This is a genomic window from Streptomyces sp. ATCC 21386, assembly GCF_018728545.1.
Lineage (GTDB): Bacteria > Actinomycetota > Actinomycetes > Streptomycetales > Streptomycetaceae > Streptomyces.
The window spans coordinates 3,799,601-3,815,718 of record NZ_JAAVVL010000001.1; the positions used below are offsets into that span (position 1 = coordinate 3,799,601).

Below are 16,118 nucleotides of genomic sequence, written 5' to 3' on the forward strand. Positions count from 1 at the left end.
GTGCGGCTCCGCGCCGTACGTTCCTTCGCGATGCCCCTGACTGCCCGTAATCTCCCGAACTGCCTTACGGAGCCTGAAAGATGCAGCGTCATCTCATCTCGGCCGCCGACCTCACCCGTGACGACGCCGTCCTGATCCTCGACACCGCCGAGGAGATGGCCCGGGTCGCCGACCGGCCGATCAAGAAACTGCCGACCCTGCGCGGCCGGACGATCGTCAACCTCTTCTTCGAGGACTCCACCCGCACCCGGATCTCCTTCGAGGCCGCCGAGAAGCGCCTCTCGGCGGACGTCATCAACTTCACCGCCAAGGGATCGAGCGTCTCCAAGGGCGAGTCCCTGAAGGACACCGCCCAGACGCTGGAGGCCATGGGCGTGGACGCCGTCGTGATCCGGCACGGCGCCTCGGGGGCCCCGTACCGGCTGGCGACCTCCGGCTGGATCGACGCCGCCGTGATCAACGCCGGCGACGGCACCCACCAGCACCCCACCCAGGCCCTGCTCGACGCCTTCACCATGCGCCGCCGCCTGGTCGGCCGGGACGCCGGGCTCGGCCAGGACCTGTCCGGGAAGCGGATCACGCTCGTAGGCGACGTCCTGCACAGCCGGGTCGCCCGCTCCAACGTGGACCTGCTGCACACCCTCGGCGCCGAGGTCACCCTCGTCGCCCCGCCCACCCTGGTCCCGGTCGGCGTCGAGACCTGGCCCTGCGCCGTCAGTTACGACCTCGACAGCACGCTCGCCAAGTCCGACGCCGTGATGATGCTGCGGGTGCAGCGGGAGCGGATGAACGCCGCGTTCTTCCCGACCGAGCGCGAGTACTCGCGGCGCTACGGCCTCGACGGCGACCGCATGGCCCGCATGCCCGAGCACGCCATCGTGATGCACCCGGGCCCGATGGTCCGGGGCATGGAGATCACCGCCGAGGTCGCCGACTCCGACCGCTGCACCGTCGTCGAGCAGGTCGCCAACGGCGTCTCCATCCGGATGGCCGTGCTCTACCTGCTGCTCGGCGGCAATGAACCCGCCGTGACCCACACCCGCACCACCGAGGAGAAGTAAGTCCATGAGCAAGATCCTGATCCGTGGTGCGAAGGTGCTGGGCGGCGAGCCGCAGGACGTCCTGATCGACGGCGAGGTCATCGCCGAGGTGGGCACCGGGCTGTCGGACGAGGGCGCGGTGGTCGTCGAGGCCGAGGGCAAGGTGCTGCTGCCGGGCCTCGTCGACCTGCACACCCATCTGCGCGAGCCCGGCCGCGAGGACTCCGAGACCGTGCTCACCGGCACGCGCGCCGCGGCCTCCGGCGGCTACACGGCCGTGTTCGCCATGGCCAACACCTTCCCCGTCGCCGACACCGCCGGTGTGGTCGAGCAGGTCTACCGGCTCGGCCAGGAGCACGGCTACTGCGACGTGCAGCCCATCGGCGCCGTCACCGTCGGCCTGGAGGGCAAGAAGCTCGCCGAGCTGGGCGCGATGCACGAGTCGGCCGCCGGTGTCACCGTCTTCTCGGACGACGGCAAGTGCGTCGACGACGCGGTGATCATGCGCCGGGCCCTGGAGTACGTGAAGGCCTTCGGCGGCGTCGTCGCCCAGCACGCGCAGGAGCCCCGGCTGACCGAGGGCGCCCAGATGAACGAGGGGATCGTCTCCGCCGAGCTGGGCCTCGGCGGCTGGCCCGCGGTGGCCGAGGAGTCGATCATCGCCCGGGACGTCCTGCTCGCCGAGCACGTCGGCTCCCGCGTCCACATCTGCCACCTCTCGACCGCCGGGTCCGTCGAGATCGTCCGCTGGGCCAAGTCCCGCGGCATCGACGTCACCGCCGAGGTCACCCCCCACCACCTCCTCCTCACCGACGAGCTGGTGCGGTCGTACAACCCGGTGTACAAGGTGAACCCGCCGCTGCGCACGGAGCGCGACGTGCTGGCGCTGCGCGAGGCGCTCGCCGACGGCACGATCGACATCGTCGCCACCGACCACGCCCCGCACCCGCACGAGGACAAGGACTGCGAGTGGGCCGCGGCGGCCATGGGCATGGTCGGCCTGGAGACCGCGCTGTCGGTGGTCCAGGAGACGATGGTCACCACCGGACTGCTCGACTGGGCCGGCGTCGCGGACCGTATGTCGTTCAAGCCCGCGAAGATCGGCCGGGCGGCCGGTCACGGACGTCCCGTCTCGGCAGGTGAGCCCGCCAACCTCACGCTCGTCGACACGGCATACCGTGGGTCGGTGGATCCCGCGGGCTTCGCCTCGCGCAGCCGCAACACCCCCTACGAGGGCCGCGAGCTGCCGGGCCGTGTCACGCACACGTGGCTGCGGGGCAAGGCCACGCTCGTCGACGGGAAGCTCACGTGACACCTGTAATTCTGCTGGCCGCCGAGAAGGAATCGGCCGAGGTCACCGACTGGGCCGCGCGCATCGGCTGGGTCGTCGGACTCGCCCTCTTCGTCGCCCTCGTCTACTGGCTGATGCGCGAGGGCTGGAAGTGGCGCGGCACGCTCCAGAGCGATCTGCCGGAGCTGCCCACCTCGCCGGAGGAGCCCGGTGAGGCCAGACTGACGATGAGCGGCCGCTACCACGGCTCCACCACCGCCGGGCAGTGGCTCGACCGCATCGTGGCGCACGGCCTGGGCACCCGCAGCCGGGTCGAGCTGACACTGACGGACGTGGGCCTGGACGTCGTACGCCCGGGGGCGACGGACTTCTTCGTCCCGGTCGCGGCGCTGCGCGAGGCCCGGCTCGACAAGGGCATCGCCGGCAAGGTCCTCACCGAGGGCGGCCTGCTGGTCGTCACCTGGGAGCACGGCGGCAAGCTGCTCGACTCCGGGTTCCGCTCGGACCGCGCGGCCGAGCACAACGAGTGGGTCGAGACCCTGAACCAGATGATCAACACGACGGAAACGGAAGGCGCACGATGACGACCTCCACCCGGGGAGCCACCAGGGTTCCCGCCGTACTCGTCCTGGAGGACGGCCGGATCTTCCGCGGCCGTGCCTACGGGGCCGTGGGGGTGACCTTCGGCGAGGCCGTGTTCTCCACCGGTATGACCGGCTACCAGGAGACCCTCACCGACCCGTCGTACCACCGCCAGGTCGTCGTCATGACCGCCCCGCACGTCGGCAACACCGGTGTCAACGACGAGGACCCCGAGTCCAAGAAGATCTGGGTCTCCGGATACGTCGTCCGCGACCCCGCGCGCGTGCCCTCCAACTGGCGCTCCCGGCGCTCCCTGGACGACGAGCTGCGCGCCCAGGGCGTAGTCGGGATCTCCGGCATCGACACCCGCGCCCTCACCCGCCACCTCCGTGAGCGCGGCGCCATGCGCGTCGGCATCTTCTCCGGCAACGCGCTGCCCGACGAGGGCGTCATGCTCACGGAGGTCCGCGAGGCCCCCGAGATGAAGGGCGCGAACCTCTCCGCCGAGGTCGCCACCAAGGAGACGTACGTCGTCCCCGCGATCGGCACCAAGAAGTTCACCGTCGCCGCCGTCGACCTCGGCATCAAGGGCATGACCCCGCACCGCATGGCCGAACGCGGCATCGAGGTGCACGTCCTGCCCGCCACGGCGACCGCCGAGGACGTCTACGCCGTGAACCCCGACGGCGTCTTCTTCTCCAACGGCCCCGGCGACCCGGCCACCGCTGACCACCCGGTCTCCGTCATGCAGGCGGTCCTGGAGCGCGGCACCCCGCTCTTCGGCATCTGCTTCGGCAACCAGATCCTGGGCCGCGCGCTCGGCTTCGGCACCTACAAGCTGAAGTACGGCCACCGGGGCATCAACCAGCCGGTGCAGGACCGTACGACCGGCAAGGTCGAGGTCACCGCGCACAACCACGGCTTCGCCGTCGACGCCCCGCTCGACCAGGTCTCCGACACCCCCTACGGCCGCGCCGAGGTCTCCCACGTCTGCCTCAACGACAACGTGGTGGAGGGGCTCCAGCTCCTCGACCGGCCGGCCTTCAGCGTCCAGTACCACCCCGAAGCGGCAGCGGGCCCGCACGACGCCGCCTACCTGTTCGACCGCTTCGTATCCCTGATGGAGGGCCAGCGTGCCTAAGCGCACCGATATCCAGTCCGTCCTGGTCATCGGCTCCGGCCCGATCGTCATCGGCCAGGCCGCCGAGTTCGACTACTCCGGCACCCAGGCGTGCCGCGTGCTCAAGGCCGAGGGCCTGCGCGTCATCCTGGTCAACTCCAACCCGGCGACGATCATGACCGACCCGGAGATCGCCGACGCCACCTACGTCGAGCCGATCACCCCCGAGTTCGTCGAGAAGATCATCGCCAAGGAGCGCCCGGACGCCCTCCTGCCCACCCTCGGCGGTCAGACGGCCCTCAACACGGCCATCTCGCTGCACGAGGCCGGGACGCTGGAGAAGTACGGCGTCGAGCTGATCGGCGCCAACGTCGAGGCCATCAACAAGGGCGAGGACCGCGACCTCTTCAAGGAGGTCGTCGAGGCCGTCCGCGCCAAGATCGGGCACGGTGAGTCCGCCCGCTCGGTCATCTGCCACTCCATGGACGACGTCCTCGGCGGCGTCGAGACGCTCGGCGGCTACCCCGTCGTCGTCCGCCCCTCCTTCACCATGGGCGGCGCCGGCTCCGGTTTCGCGCACGACGAGGACGAGCTGCGCCGCATCGCCGGCCAGGGCCTGACCCTCTCCCCGACCACCGAGGTGCTCCTGGAGGAGTCCATCCTCGGCTGGAAGGAGTACGAGCTGGAGCTGATGCGCGACAAGCACGACAACGTCGTGGTCGTCTGCTCCATCGAGAACTTCGACCCCATGGGCGTCCACACCGGCGACTCGATCACCGTCGCGCCCGCGATGACGCTCACCGACCGCGAGTACCAGATCCTGCGGGACATCGGCATCGCCGTCATCCGCGAGGTCGGCGTCGACACCGGCGGCTGCAACATCCAGTTCGCGGTCAATCCCGAGGACGGCCGGGTCATCGTCATCGAGATGAACCCCCGCGTCTCGCGGTCCTCAGCGCTGGCCTCCAAGGCGACCGGCTTCCCCATCGCGAAGATCGCCGCGAAGCTCGCCGTCGGCTACACGCTCGACGAGATCCCGAACGACATCACCGAGCAGACCCCGGCCTCCTTCGAGCCGACGCTCGACTACGTCGTCGTCAAGGCCCCGCGGTTCGCCTTCGAGAAGTTCCCGTCCGCCGACTCCTCGCTGACCACCACCATGAAGTCGGTCGGCGAGGCCATGGCGATCGGCCGCAACTTCACCGAGGCGCTCCAGAAGGCGCTGCGGTCGCTGGAGAAGAAGGGCAGCCAGTTCACCTTCGTCGGTGAGCCCGGCGACAAGGCCCGCCTCCTGGAAGAGGCCGTCCGGCCCACCGACGGCCGGATCAACACCGTCATGCAGGCCATCCGGGCGGGCGCCACGCCCGAGGAGGTCTTCGAGTTCACCAAGATCGACCCGTGGTTCGTCGACCAGCTCTTCCTGATCAAGGAGATCGCCGACGAACTGGCCGAGGCCGACAAGCTCGACCCCGAGCTGCTCGCCGAGGCCAAGCGGCACGGCTTCTCCGACCAGCAGATCGCCGAGATCCGCGGGCTGCGCGAGGACGTCGTGCGCGAGGTCCGGCACGCCCTGGGCGTACGCCCGGTGTACAAGACGGTCGACACCTGCGCCGCCGAGTTCGCCGCCAGGACGCCGTACTTCTACTCCTCCTACGACGAGGAGTCGGAGGTCGCCCCGCGCGAGAAGCCGGCCGTGATCATCCTCGGCTCCGGCCCGAACCGCATCGGCCAGGGCATCGAGTTCGACTACTCCTGCGTGCACGCCTCCTTCGCGCTGCACGACGCGGGCTACGAGACCGTGATGGTCAACTGCAACCCGGAGACCGTCTCCACGGACTACGACACCTCCGACCGCCTGTACTTCGAGCCGCTGACGCTGGAAGACGTGCTGGAGATCGTGCACGCCGAGTCGCAGGCCGGCCCGATCGCGGGCGTCGTCGTCCAGCTCGGCGGCCAGACCCCGCTGGGCCTGTCGCAGGCGCTCAAGGACAACGGCGTGCCGGTGGTCGGCACCTCCCCGGAGGCCATCCACGCCGCCGAGGACCGCGGCGCCTTCGGCCGCGTCCTCGCCGAGGCCGGCCTCCCCGCGCCCAAGCACGGCACCGCGACCACTTTCGAGGGCGCCAAGGCCATCGCAGACGAGATCGGCTACCCGGTCCTCGTCCGCCCGTCCTACGTGCTCGGCGGACGCGGCATGGAGATCGTCTACGACGAGGCCCGCCTGGAGGCGTACATCGCCGAGTCGACCGAGATCAGCCCCTCCCGGCCGGTCCTCGTCGACCGCTTCCTCGACGACGCCATCGAGATCGACGTGGACGCCCTGTACGACGGCCACGAGCTCTACCTCGGCGGCGTGATGGAGCACATCGAGGAAGCGGGCATCCACTCCGGCGACTCGGCGTGCGCCCTGCCCCCGATCACCCTCGGCGGCTTCGACATCAAGCGCCTGCGCGCCTCCACCGAGGCCATCGCCAAGGGCGTCGGCGTGCGCGGACTGATCAACATCCAGTTCGCGATGGCCGGCGACATCCTCTACGTCCTGGAGGCCAACCCGCGCGCCTCCCGCACCGTCCCCTTCACCTCGAAGGCGACGGCGGTGCCGCTGGCCAAGGCCGCCGCCCGGATCTCGCTCGGCGCGACCATCGCCGAGCTGCGCGAGGAGGGGCTGCTGCCGAGGAACGGCGACGGCGGTGAGCTGCCGCTCGACGCGCCGATCTCCGTCAAGGAGGCCGTCATGCCGTGGTCGCGCTTCCGCGACATCCACGGACGCGGCGTCGACACCATCCTCGGCCCGGAGATGCGCTCCACCGGCGAGGTCATGGGCATCGACTCGGTCTTCGGCACGGCATACGCCAAGTCGCAGGCGGGCGCGTACGGGCCGCTGCCCACCAAGGGCCGCGCGTTCATCTCGGTCGCCAACCGCGACAAGCGGTCGATGATCTTCCCGGCGCGTGAGCTGGTCGCGCACGGCTTCGAGCTGCTGGCCACGTCCGGCACGGCCGAGGTCCTCAAGCGCAACGGCATCAACGCCACCGTCGTCCGCAAGCAGTCCGAGGGCACCGGCCCGAACGGCGAGAAGACGATCGTCCAGCTCATCCACGACGGCGAGGTCGACCTCATCGTCAACACCCCGTACGGCACCGGCGGCCGCCTCGACGGCTACGACATCCGTACGGCCGCCGTGGCCCGCTCCGTGCCGTGCCTGACGACCGTGCAGGCCCTCGCGGCAGCCGTCCAGGGCATCGACGCGCTCAACCACGGCGGTGTGGGCGTGCGCTCGCTCCAGGAACACGCCGAACACCTGACCGCGGCCCGCGACTAGCAGCCGACGAGGGGGACACCGGAAACGGTGTCCCCCTCGTCGTGAGGACACCACCATGTACAAGCTCTTCTTCCGTCTGGTCTTCACCCGGATGGACCCGGAGGAGGCCCACCACCTGGCCTTCCGCTGGATCCGCCTCGCTTCCCGCGTCCCCGTGCTGCGCACCTTCCTGGCGGCGGCACTCGCGCCCCGCTACGAGGAACTGCGCACCGAGGCCTTCGGGCTGCGCATGCACGGCCCCTTCGGACTCGCCGCCGGCTTCGACAAGAACGCGATCGCGATCGACGGGATGTCGATGCTCGGGTTCGACCACGTCGAGATCGGCACGGTGACCGGCGAGGGGCAGCCCGGCAACCCCAAGAAGCGGCTGTTCCGCCTGGTCGCCGACCGCGCGCTGATCAACCGCATGGGCTTCAACAACGAGGGCTCGCTCGCCGTGGCCGCCCGCCTGGCCTCCCGCACGCCCGTCTTCAGGACGGTCGTGGGCGTCAACATCGGCAAGACCAAGGTCGTGCCCGAGGACGAGGCCGTCGGGGACTACGTGAAGTCCACCGAGCGCCTCGCCCCCTACGCTGACTATCTCGTCGTCAACGTCTCCTCGCCCAACACGCCCGGCCTGCGCAACCTCCAGGCCACCGAGGCGCTGCGGCCCCTGCTGACCGCCGTCCGCGAGGCCGCCGACCGCACGGTCCGCACCCGCCGGGTCCCGCTCCTTGTGAAGATCGCGCCGGACCTCGCCGACGAGGACATCGACGCCGTCGCCGACCTCACCGTGGAGCTGGGCCTGGACGGGATCATCGCCACCAACACCACCATCGCGCGCGAGGGACTGGGCCTCACCTCCGCACCCTCCCTCGTGAAGGAGACGGGCGGTCTCTCCGGCGCCCCCGTCAAGGCCCGCTCCCTCGCGGTCCTGCGCCGTCTCTACGCGCGCGTGGGCGACCGGATCACCCTGGTGGGCGTCGGCGGCATCGAGAACGCCGAGGACGCCTGGGAGCGCATCCTGGCGGGCGCCACCCTGATCCAGGGCTACAGCGCCTTCGTCTACCAGGGGCCCTTCTGGAGCCGCGCCCTCCACAAGGGGCTCGCCGCGCGGCTGCGCACGAGCCCGTACGCCACCCTCGCCGACGCGGTCGGCGCCGACGTGAGGAAGACGGTATGACCGAGCCCTTCGGCGCACGGCTGCGCCGAGCCATGGACGCGCGCGGACCGCTCTGCGTCGGTATCGACCCGCACGCCTCCCTGCTCGCCGACTGGGGCCTGAACGACGACGTCACGGGCCTGGAGCACTTCAGCCGCACGGTCGTGGAGGCGTTGGCCGACCGGGTCGCCGTCCTCAAGCCGCAGAGCGCGTTCTTCGAGCGCTTCGGGTCGCGCGGCATCGCCGTGCTGGAGAAGTCGGTGGCGGAGGCGCGGGCGGCGGGCGCGCTGGTCGTCATGGACGCCAAGCGCGGCGACATCGGCTCCACCATGGCCGCGTACGCCGAGACCTTCCTGTGCAAGGACGCGCCCCTCTTCTCGGACGCGCTGACGGTCTCGCCCTACCTGGGCTACGGCTCGCTGAAGCCCGCCGTGGAGCTGGCGCGCGAGAACGGGGCCGGACTGTTCGTGCTGGCGCTGACCTCCAACCCGGAGGGCGGCGAGGTGCAGCACGCGGTCCGCACCGACGGCCGGAACGTCGGCGCGACCATGCTGGCCCACCTGGCCGCCGAGAACGCGGGAGAGGCGCCCCTGGGGTCCTTCGGGGCCGTCGTCGGCGCCACGCTCGGTGACCTCTCGCAGTACGACCTGAACATCGGTGGACCCCTCCTCGCGCCCGGGATCGGGGCGCAGGGGGCCACGCCGGCCGATCTTCCGGGGGTCTTCGGGTCCGCCGTGGGCCATGTGGTCCCGAACGTCAGTCGGGGTGTCCTTCGTCACGGTCGCGACATCGTCGCGCTGCGTGACGCCTCGGATCGTTTCGCGGATGAGATCCGCACCGCGACGGAGACCGTCCGAGACCTCCGATGAGTGCTTGAGGGGCGGTTACCGGACGCCTTGAGTCTGAATACATTCTCAAATCCAGGGCGATATGCCGGTTATGCCCGACTCCAGGGAGGCTGACCAGGACTTTTCCGCTGTTCTCGCTGACTCTGGCGGAGTTGGCCGCTAGTCTCCGAGCAGGGTGAACGGGCGAGCGTGTTGCTCGTGGCACCCCAGGTGTGGGGCGACTAGGTTCCTCACCGGTCCGTATCCGACAGTTCGACATCCGAGGTGACGTAGGCGTGGCTCTTCCGCCCCTTACCCCTGAACAGCGCGCAGCCGCGCTCGAAAAGGCCGCCGCGGCTCGCCGGGAGCGGGCCGAGGTCAAGAATCGACTCAAGCACTCCGGCGCCTCCCTGCACGAGGTCATCAAGCAGGGCCAGGAGAACGACGTCATCGGCAAGATGAAGGTCTCCGCCCTGCTCGAGTCCCTGCCGGGCGTGGGCAAGGTCCGCGCCAAGCAGATCATGGAGCGACTCGGCATCTCCGAGAGCCGTCGTGTACGCGGCCTCGGTTCCAACCAGATCGCTTCCCTGGAGCGTGAGTTCGGCAGCACCGGTTCCTGATCCCGCCCCCTGACGGGAAGGGAGTCCCGGGCACTCCGGGATTGCTGGAATAATCGCTGCATGGCTGCAACATTCCGGGGGACGACCCCCGAGCCCCCGGACGTACGTCCGCGGCTGACCGTGCTCTCCGGCCCCTCCGGGGTCGGCAAGAGCACGGTCGTCGCCCATATGCGCAAGGCTCACCCCGAGGTGTGGCTCTCGGTGTCGGCGACGACCCGCAAGCCGCGCCCCGGCGAGCAGCACGGCGTCCACTACTTCTTCGTCACCGACGAGGAGATGGACAAGCTGATCGCCAACGGTGAACTGCTGGAGTGGGCCGACTTCGCCGGCAACCGCTACGGCACTCCCCGGGCCGCCGTGCTCGAACGCCTGGAGAAGGGCGAGCCGGTCCTGCTGGAGATCGACCTCCAGGGTGCGCGGCAGGTCCGCGAGACCATGCCGGACGCCCAGCTGGTCTTCCTGGCGCCTCCCTCCTGGGAGGAGCTGGTGCGCCGGCTCACCGGGCGGGGCACCGAACCGCCCGAGGTGATCGAACGCCGCCTGGAGGCGGCCAAGATCGAGCTGGCGGCCGAGCCGGAGTTCGACGTGACCCTGGTCAACACCTCCGTCGAGGACGTGGCTCGCGAGCTGCTAGCCTTGATGGATGTTGTGTGATCACGGGGTCTGTCCGTTTTCTGTGATCACGACCGATCTTTTCCCATCCATCGGAAGGTAGAGCGTGTCCTCTTCCATCTCCGCGCCCGAGGGCATCATCAACCCGCCGATCGACGAGCTCCTCGAGGCAACCGACTCGAAGTACAGCCTCGTGATCTACGCGGCCAAGCGCGCTCGCCAGATCAACGCGTACTACTCGCAGCTCGGCGAGGGCCTCCTCGAGTACGTCGGTCCCCTCGTCGACACCCACGTCCACGAGAAGCCGCTCTCGATCGCCCTGCGCGAGATCAACGCGGGTCTGCTGACGTCCGAGGCCGTCGAGGGCCCCGCGTAAGTCATATCGGCAGTTCGCAGTAGGTTTTTCCACAGGCCCGGCAGGGGGCACCTCCCAGCGTTAGCTGGGGGAGCGACTGTCGGGCCTGTGGTGTGTCATTGAGGCGTCACGCAGAAGGCGTACACATCCGAGTGCGGGGAGGCCCGGTGGGCAAGCCGAAGGTCGTTCTGGGGGTCAGCGGCGGGATCGCCGCCTACAAGGCGTGCGAGCTGCTGCGCCGGCTGACCGAATCCGGTCATGACGTCAGGGTCGTGCCCACCGACTCCGCACTGCATTTCGTCGGCGCCGCCACCTGGTCCGCGCTCTCCGGCAACCCCGTCTCCACCGAGGTGTGGGAGAGCGTCCACGAGGTGCCGCACGTGCGCATCGGGCAGGAGGCCGACCTGGTCGTCGTCGCCCCGGCGACCGCCGACATACTGGCCAAGGCCGCCCACGGCCTGGCCGACGACCTCCTGACCAACACCCTCCTCACCGCTCGCTGTCCGGTCGTCTTCGCCCCCGCGATGCACACCGAGATGTGGGAACACCCGGCCACCCAGGAGAACGTGGCGACGCTCCGCCGCCGCGGCGCCCTCGTCATCGACCCCGCCGTGGGCAGACTGACCGGCGTCGACACCGGCAAGGGCCGACTGCCGGACCCCGCGGAGATCTTCGAGGTCTGCCGCCGGGTGCTGGCACGGGGCGTCACCGAGCCGGACCTCGTCGGCCGGCACGTGGTGGTGACCGCCGGCGGCACCCGGGAGCCCCTCGACCCCGTCCGCTTCCTCGGCAACCGCTCCTCCGGCAAACAGGGGTACGCCCTCGCCCGTACGGCCGCGGCGCGCGGCGCCCGGGTCACGCTCATCGAGGGGAACACCGGACTGCCGGACCCGGCGGGTGTGGACGTCGTCCGGATCGGAACGGCGGTCCAGCTGCGCGAGGCGGTGCTCAAGGCGACGCCGGACGCGGACGTCGTGGTGATGGCGGCGGCCGTGGCCGACTTCCGCCCGGAGACCTACGCCAGCGGCAAGATCAAGAAGAAGGACGGCCAGGAGCCCGAGCCCGTCGTCCTGGTGCGTAATCCGGACATTCTCGCGGAGATCTCGGCGGACCGTCCGCGCCCTGGCCAGGTGGTCGTCGGCTTCGCCGCCGAGACCGACGACGTCCTCGCCAACGGCCGCGCCAAACTGGCCCGCAAGGGGTGCGATCTGCTGGTGGTGAACGAGGTGGGGGAGCGCAAGACCTTCGGCTCCGAGGAGAACGAGGCCGTGGTGCTGGGGGCGGACGGAAGTGAGACACCGGTCCCGTACGGCCCCAAGGAAGCCCTGGCGGAGACGGTCTGGGACCTGGTGGTGAGCAGGCTCGGGTGACGGTGGCATTCGCGTCAGCCCTCACCCGAACCGCTGACTTTGGGGCGTGGCGACCCTGGCGGACCGCGGCGGCCATTGGGCACAATGCACGTGCCGCAGGTCACAGGGCTCCCGAGAGGCGAGACAGGTGGGCCGGTGGCCGAGCCCGACCGATAAACTGTTCTCGGACGACGCCGGGCGCAGCCCCCGACCGCGTCCGACAATGATCAGCCAGCAGCCGCTGCAACCACAGGGAGCGTTGTGTCCCGTCGTCTGTTCACCTCGGAGTCCGTGACCGAGGGTCACCCCGACAAGATCGCCGATCAGATCAGCGATGCCATTCTCGATGCGCTCCTGCGCGAGGACCCCACGTCCCGCGTCGCCGTGGAGACGCTCATCACGACCGGCCTGGTGCACGTGGCCGGCGAGGTCACGACCAAGGCGTACGCGCCGATCGCCCAGCTGGTGCGCGACACCATCCTGAACATCGGCTACGACTCGTCGAAGAAGGGCTTCGACGGCGCCTCCTGCGGTGTGTCGGTGTCGATCGGCGCGCAGTCCCCGGACATCGCGCAGGGTGTGGACACGGCGTACGAGTCCCGGGTCGAGGGCGACGAGGACGAGCTGGACAAGCAGGGTGCGGGCGACCAGGGCCTGATGTTCGGCTACGCGTCGGACGAGACGCCGACGCTGATGCCGCTCCCGATCTTCCTGGCGCACCGTCTGTCGAAGCGCCTGTCCGAGGTCCGCAAGAACGGCACCATCCCCTACCTCCGTCCTGACGGCAAGACCCAGGTCACCATCGAGTACGACGGTGACAAGGCGGTCCGGCTGGACACGGTCGTGGTCTCCTCCCAGCACGCCAGCGACATCGACCTGGAGTCCCTGCTGGCCCCGGACATCCGCGAGTTCGTGGTGGAGCCGGAGCTGAAGGCCCTCCTGGACGACGGCATCAAGCTGGACACCGAGGGCTACCGCCTGCTGGTCAACCCGACCGGCCGCTTCGAGATCGGCGGTCCGATGGGTGACGCCGGCCTGACCGGCCGCAAGATCATCATCGACACCTACGGCGGCATGGCCCGTCACGGTGGCGGTGCCTTCTCGGGCAAGGACCCGTCCAAGGTCGACCGGTCGGCGGCGTACGCGATGCGCTGGGTCGCCAAGAACGTGGTCGCGGCCGGCCTCGCCTCCCGCTGCGAGGTCCAGGTGGCGTACGCCATCGGCAAGGCCGAGCCCGTCGGTCTCTTCGTGGAGACCTTCGGCACCGCCAAGGTCGACACCGACCGGATCGAGAAGGCCATCGACGAGGTCTTCGACCTCCGCCCGGCGGCCATCATCCGTGACCTCGACCTGCTGCGCCCGATCTACGGTCAGACCGCCGCGTACGGCCACTTCGGCCGCGAACTCCCCGAGTTCACCTGGGAGCGCACGGACCGCGTCGAGGAACTGCGCAAGGCCGCGGGTCTCTGAGCCCTCCGGCTCGGCACTTCTCCGGTTCTCCGACGAGGCCCGGCACTCCTTCGGGGGTGCCGGGCCTCGTCGCGTTCCCCGACCCCGCGGCCGCCGGACCGCCCCGCCCGCCTCGGACGGTCCGAGCGCCGTCTCGCGCGCTCCCGGGCGGCGTCGGCTGTCAGTGGGGTTTGGGAGGATGGGCGTGTGAGCAGCGAGGACGGTACGAGGGGCGGGGGCGCGGCGGGGGACGGCGAGCCGGAGCAGCTGGCTCTCGTCCGGGAGGCCGTGCGCAGGGCCAAGGTGCCGCGGGCGAAACCGCGGACCTGGCGGGGGGCGGCGCTGGCGAAGGAACTGCCGGTCGCCCGGGTGCTGGTCGACAAGGGCGTGCTGCATCTCGACCGGTACTTCGACTACGCGGTGCCGGAGGAGCTGGACGAGGCCGCCCAGCCGGGCGTGCGGGTGCGGGTGCGGTTCGGCGCCGGGGGGCGCAACGTCCGCGAAGGGCGACGGGAGGGCGGCTCGCTGATCGACGGCTTTCTCGTCGAGCGGGTCGCCGAGTCGGACTACTCCGGGCCGCTGGCCGCGCTCGCGCAGGTCGTCTCCCCGGAACCGGTGCTGGGGCCCGAGCTGTTGGGGCTGGCGAGGGCCGTGGCGGACCGGTACGCGGGGAGCCTCGCCGATGTGCTGCAGCTGGCCGTTCCGCCTCGGCACGGTCGGGCGGAGGCGGTGCGGATGGGCGAGCCGGCGTCCCCGCTGCCCGCACCCGAGCCGGGGTCGTGGCTGCGGTACGGACGGGGGAGGGAGTTCCTGCGGGCGCTGGCCGACGGCGGCGCCCCCCGGGCCGTGTGGACCGCGTTGCCGGGGCCGGAGTGGGCCGAGGAGATCGCGCGGGCCGTGCAGGCGACGCTGGCGTCGGGGCGTGGGGCGCTCGTGGTCGTACCGGCCGGGCGGCCCGCCGCGCGGGTCGACGAGGCGCTCGGACGGCTGCTGGGGGAGGGGCGGCACGCGCTGCTGACCGCCGACGCCGGGCAGGAGAGGCGGTACCGGGAGTGGCTGGCCGTGCGGCGGGGGGCCGTACGGGCTGTGGTGGGGACCCGGGCGGCCATGTTCGCACCGGTGCGGGACCTCGGGCTGGTCGTCGTATGGGACGACGGCGACGCGAGTCACAGCGACGACAACGCCCCGTTCCCGCATGTGCGGGAGGTGCTGGAGCTGCGGGCGTCCCGCGACAAGTGCGGCTTCCTGCTGGGGAGTTGGAGTTGCACGGTCGAGGCCGCCCAGCTCGTCGAGAGTGGCTGGGCCGCGCCGATCGCGGCCGGGCGGGAGCAGGTGCGGGCCACCGCGCCGCTGGTGCGGACCGTGGGGGACGCGGACCTCGCACGGGACGAGGCCGCTCGGGCGGCGCGGTTGCCGAGTCTGGCCTGGCAGGTCGCGCGGGACGGATTGCGGGACGGTCCCGTGCTGGTGCAGGTGCCCCGGCGCGGATATGTGCCGCGGATGGCCTGCGCGCGCTGCCGTGAACCCGCGCGGTGCCGGCACTGCGCGGGACCGCTTCAGGCGCGGGACGACTCCGGTGCGCTGCGGTGCGGATGGTGCGGGCGTGAGGAGGCCGGCTGGCACTGCCCCGAGTGCGGTGGGCACCGGCTTCGGGCACAGGTCGTGGGGGCGCGGCGGACCGCCGAGGAGCTGGGGCGGGCCTTTCCCGCCGTGCCCGTGCGGACCTCCGGCCGGGAGCAGGTGCTCGACACCGTGCCGGGGACGCCCGCGCTGGTGGTGAGTACGCCCGGGGCCGAGCCGGTCGCGGAGGGCGGGTACGCGGCTGCCCTGCTGCTCGACGGCTGGGCGATGCTGGGGCGGCCGGATCTGCGGGCCGGGGAGGACGCGCTGCGACGCTGGATCGGCGCGGCGGCGCTCGTGCGGAACCAGGGGGACGGTGGCACGGTCGTCGTGGTGGCCGAGCCGACGCTGCGGCCCGTGCAGGCGCTCGTGCGGTGGGATCCGGTGGGGCACGCGGTGCGGGAACTCGCCGAACGGGCCGAGCTGGGGTTCCCCCCGGTGTCACGGATGGCCGCCGTGTCCGGCCCGGCCCAGGCGGTGTCCGATTTCCTGACCGCTGTCGAACTGCCTTCGGACGCGGAGGTGTTGGGGCCTGTGCCCGTGGCGGGACCGCCGGTTCCCGGGGCGAGCGCCGGGCCTGCGGCAGGTGCGGGAAGGGCGCGGCGGGCCGGGGTGCCGGCACCGGGGGAGCCGTGGGAGCGGGCGCTGATCCGGGTACCGCCGGGGAGCGGGGCGGCGCTGGCCGGTGCGTTGAAGAGTGCGCAGGCGGCGCGGATGGCGCGCGGGGTGAACGAAGGGGCGCGTGTGCGGATCCGGGTGGATCCGTTGGACATCGGGTGAGCGGTACGGG

Annotated in this window: 13 protein-coding genes; all 13 read left to right on the forward strand. The window is 71.1% G+C overall.

The features are described 5' to 3' along the window. The first annotated feature begins 80 nt into the window (after positions 1 to 80). A complete protein-coding gene (locus tag GWK25_RS16635) occupies positions 81 to 1,061 on the forward strand; it encodes an aspartate carbamoyltransferase catalytic subunit (RefSeq protein ID WP_215450986.1) in 981 nt (326 codons plus the stop codon). 4 nt (positions 1,062 to 1,065) lie between these two features. After that, a complete protein-coding gene (locus GWK25_RS16640; protein ID WP_215450987.1) occupies positions 1,066 to 2,352 on the forward strand; it encodes a dihydroorotase in 1,287 nt (428 codons plus the stop codon). Then, complete coding sequence (locus GWK25_RS16645; protein ID WP_215450988.1) at positions 2,349 to 2,915, forward strand: hypothetical protein; 567 nt, start codon at positions 2,349 to 2,351, stop codon at positions 2,913 to 2,915. Before GWK25_RS16640 ends, GWK25_RS16645 begins: the two co-directional genes overlap by 4 nt. Beyond that, positions 2,912 to 4,054, forward strand: a complete 1,143-nt coding sequence (carA, locus tag GWK25_RS16650; protein ID WP_215450989.1) for a glutamine-hydrolyzing carbamoyl-phosphate synthase small subunit — start codon at positions 2,912 to 2,914, stop codon at positions 4,052 to 4,054. Before GWK25_RS16645 ends, carA begins: the two co-directional genes overlap by 4 nt. Further along, complete coding sequence (gene carB / locus GWK25_RS16655) at positions 4,047 to 7,355, forward strand: carbamoyl-phosphate synthase large subunit (RefSeq protein ID WP_215450990.1); 3,309 nt, start codon at positions 4,047 to 4,049, stop codon at positions 7,353 to 7,355. Before carA ends, carB begins: the two co-directional genes overlap by 8 nt. A gap of 55 nt (positions 7,356 to 7,410) precedes the next feature. After that, positions 7,411 to 8,517 (forward strand): quinone-dependent dihydroorotate dehydrogenase, encoded by a 1,107-nt coding sequence (locus GWK25_RS16660; RefSeq protein ID WP_215450991.1) that lies wholly within the window; start codon positions 7,411 to 7,413, stop codon positions 8,515 to 8,517. Beyond that, positions 8,514 to 9,365, forward strand: coding sequence for an orotidine-5'-phosphate decarboxylase (gene pyrF / locus GWK25_RS16665; RefSeq protein ID WP_215450992.1), 852 nt, complete (start codon positions 8,514 to 8,516; stop codon positions 9,363 to 9,365). The genes GWK25_RS16660 and pyrF overlap by 4 nt, the downstream gene beginning before the upstream one ends. A gap of 254 nt (positions 9,366 to 9,619) precedes the next feature. Beyond that, the gene (locus tag GWK25_RS16670; protein ID WP_003977346.1) at positions 9,620 to 9,943 is read left to right on the forward strand and encodes an integration host factor; all 324 of its coding nucleotides are present in this window, start codon (positions 9,620 to 9,622) and stop codon (positions 9,941 to 9,943) included. Between the two features lie 60 nt (positions 9,944 to 10,003). Beyond that, positions 10,004 to 10,597 (forward strand): guanylate kinase, encoded by a 594-nt coding sequence (gene gmk / locus GWK25_RS16675; protein WP_215450993.1) that lies wholly within the window; start codon positions 10,004 to 10,006, stop codon positions 10,595 to 10,597. Positions 10,598 to 10,661: 64 nt separating this feature from the next. Then, positions 10,662 to 10,931: a DNA-directed RNA polymerase subunit omega gene (gene rpoZ / locus GWK25_RS16680; RefSeq protein ID WP_005485492.1), complete on the forward strand. Its 270-nt coding sequence runs from the start codon at positions 10,662 to 10,664 to the stop codon at positions 10,929 to 10,931. Between the two features lie 146 nt (positions 10,932 to 11,077). Further along, the gene (gene coaBC / locus GWK25_RS16685; RefSeq protein WP_215450994.1) at positions 11,078 to 12,280 is read left to right on the forward strand and encodes a bifunctional phosphopantothenoylcysteine decarboxylase/phosphopantothenate--cysteine ligase CoaBC; all 1,203 of its coding nucleotides are present in this window, start codon (positions 11,078 to 11,080) and stop codon (positions 12,278 to 12,280) included. Positions 12,281 to 12,520: 240 nt separating this feature from the next. Continuing rightward, positions 12,521 to 13,729, forward strand: a complete 1,209-nt coding sequence (gene metK / locus GWK25_RS16690; RefSeq protein ID WP_215450995.1) for a methionine adenosyltransferase — start codon at positions 12,521 to 12,523, stop codon at positions 13,727 to 13,729. Between the two features lie 186 nt (positions 13,730 to 13,915). Then, the gene (locus GWK25_RS16695; RefSeq protein ID WP_215450996.1) at positions 13,916 to 16,108 is read left to right on the forward strand and encodes a primosomal protein N'; all 2,193 of its coding nucleotides are present in this window, start codon (positions 13,916 to 13,918) and stop codon (positions 16,106 to 16,108) included. Positions 16,109 to 16,118: the final 10 nt, after the last annotated feature.